Below are 2,369 nucleotides of genomic sequence, written 5' to 3'. Positions count from 1 at the left end.
TATAAACAATACTTCATAAGAAAAGTTATGACTCGTCATAACTTTCTCAATCCATTTTGATAATTCGGGTAACGATTCTTGTTCGTTTAATAAGGGAATTACTAATGATATATTCATTTATTCGTTTAATGGGTTTGTTTTTGATTTAAATATGGCTGCTAAAATTAAATTCATAATTGAACTAATTAAAATAGACATTACAAAAGCTTGTCCTGTCTTAATTATTGAAAAATTGTCAGTATTTGCAACCTCTTTAATATCTTGACTTGAAACTTCAGTGAAATTTTTCATTGCTTTCATTGCAATTACTTGTTGCTTATTCATAAACTCATTCATTTCTGTACCATAATCAGTATCAATAAAATTGTTTAAAGAATATGTAAATAATTGAGAAATAAAAATTCCAATTGTAATTGATATTGTCAAAGTAGTGAACAATTCTTTAAATGTGATAGAATTGTTTAATTCTTTTTTTGTGTTTATACATTGAAAAATTCTAACACCTAAATAACCCAACCAAAATACAAATTGAATTACACCTCCTGTAATTGCATTCTCTTCGGTTAATCCACCAAGTAAATATATTATTAGATGCATAAGTATACCTACACCACCTAAAATAATTCCATATTTTATACCGTTACTTTTTAAAATTTCATTCATACTATGCTTTTTATAATTAGTTTATAGATTAGTGTCTTAATTTAAAAATTTGTTACACTGCTTTTTGAACTACTTCATACACCTTTCCGTCTTCAAACTTTAATGTTTTTGCAGGGTATTTCAATAATAAGGCGTAGTCATGCGTAGCAATTACAACTGTTTTTCCGTTGGCATTGATATTTCGTAATACTTCCATAATTTCAATACTCGTTTGAGGATCTAAATTACCTGAAGGTTCGTCAGCTAAAATTAATTCTGGGTCGTTTAATAAGGCTCTTGCAATGGCAACACGTTGTTGTTCACCACCAGATAATTGGTGTGGCATTTTTGAAGCAAAATTTGCCATTCCTACTTTTTCTAAAACTTCATTAATTTGTGCGTCCATTTCCAATTTGTCTTTCCAGCCGGTTGCTTTCAAAACAAATAGTAAATTTTCTTTTATGCTTCGGTCAGATAACAATTTGAAATCCTGAAATACAATTCCAATTTTTCTTCGTAAAAAAGGAATGTCTTTTTCTTTTAAGGTGTTTAAATTGTAATCAACAATGGTTCCTTCGCCTTCTTTTAAAGGTAAATCGGCGTAAAGTACTTTCATAAAACTACTTTTTCCAGAACCCGTTTTTCCAATAAAATATAAAAATTCACCTTTCTGAACTTCTAAGTTAATATCAGATAATATTAAATTGTTTTCTTGGTATATAGAAACGTCTTTTAAAGATAAAATCGTTTGACTCATAATGATATAATTTATTCTGTAAAAATATAAACATTTCATCGCTAAACAAAATTATTCAACTAAATTATTACGATTGCAATATTTAAGATAATTTTTGCGTTTATAATGATATCAATTTGATATATTTGGGACTTAAAACGAATTCAATTATGAACGGTATCAAAACGCTTTTTTTAGCATTACTTTTTGTTTCGCAAAGCAGTATGGCTCAGCAGTCTGCTATATATTTAAATCAAAATCCAGAGTATCATAAAGCTATTCAATTGTATAAAGAAAAGCAATTTCAAGCGGCACAAATTTTATTTGAACGTGTAAAAAACACCAATCCGTCTGAAGAAATTATATCCGATTGCGATTATTTTATTGCCAATTGTGCCATAAAAACCAATCAGCAAGATGCCGATGCTTTAATGGAATCTTTCATTGAAAATCACCCAACTAGTACGAAAAGAAATTTAGCATATTTTGAAGTTGCACAATATTATTTTGCTGAAGGAAATTATACCCAATCTTTAAAATGGTATGAAAATATTTATGAATCTGAATTAACTGATTCCGATATTGATAAAGCTAATTTCCAAAGAGGTTATGCTTATTTTTCAATCAAAAATAATAATGATGCTTCGAAGTTTTTTAAAAAAGTAATTCAATCAGATGCGTATGGAAATCAAGCCAAATATTATTTAGGATATTTAGCATACGAAAGCGACAATTATAAAGAAGCCAACGAATTATTTAATCAGGTTGCAGGGGAAGAAAAGTACAAAGAAAAAATGGGGTACTTTCAAGCAGATATGAATTTTAAATTAGGAAACTTTCAGAAAGCAATTGATTTAGGCGAACCGCAATTGAAAAAATCTACAGCAATTGAAAAAAGTGAATTGTCTAAAATTATTGGTGAAAGTTATTTTAATTTAAAACAATACGATAATGCATTACCTTATTTACAAGCTTATAAAGGCAAAAAAGG

3 protein-coding genes and 1 pseudogene are annotated in these 2,369 nt (G+C 28.1%); 1 reads left to right on the top strand and 3 read right to left on the bottom strand.

What is annotated here, in order from left to right:
* The 3 genes and pseudogenes from ABWO04_RS11205 to ABWO04_RS11195 all read right to left on the bottom strand — a co-directional run.
* Positions 1-117, bottom strand: a pseudogene (locus tag ABWO04_RS11205) (glycosyltransferase); the annotation flags it as partial.
* Positions 118-663 carry a DUF4199 domain-containing protein gene (locus ABWO04_RS11200; RefSeq protein WP_353079775.1) on the bottom strand — a complete coding sequence of 182 codons (546 nt, stop codon included), beginning with the start codon at positions 661-663 and terminating at the stop codon, positions 118-120.
* Positions 664-715: 52 nt separating this feature from the next.
* Positions 716-1,399, bottom strand: a complete 684-nt coding sequence (locus ABWO04_RS11195; RefSeq protein WP_353079774.1) for a cell division ATP-binding protein FtsE — start codon at positions 1,397-1,399, stop codon at positions 716-718.
* 149 nt (positions 1,400-1,548) lie between these two features.
* Between ABWO04_RS11195 and ABWO04_RS11190 the strand changes: the two genes are divergently transcribed.
* Positions 1,549-2,369, top strand: an 821-nt coding sequence (locus tag ABWO04_RS11190) for a tetratricopeptide repeat protein (protein WP_353079773.1), incomplete at its 3' end; no start/stop codon positions are given.

Source organism: Flavobacterium sp. (assembly GCF_040382755.1).
In the GTDB taxonomy this organism is placed as follows: Bacteria; Bacteroidota; Bacteroidia; order Flavobacteriales; family Flavobacteriaceae; genus Flavobacterium.
The sequence above is the reverse complement of the archived record's forward strand: the minus strand, read 5'-3'. Positions and strand labels throughout refer to the sequence as shown.

Coding starts and splice junctions, on each gene's coding strand:
- ABWO04_RS11200 (WP_353079775.1), bottom strand. CDS start 663: ATGAATGAAATTTTAAAAAGTAACGGTATAAAATATGGAATTATTTTA.
- ABWO04_RS11195 (WP_353079774.1), bottom strand. CDS start 1,399: ATGAGTCAAACGATTTTATCTTTAAAAGACGTTTCTATATACCAAGAA.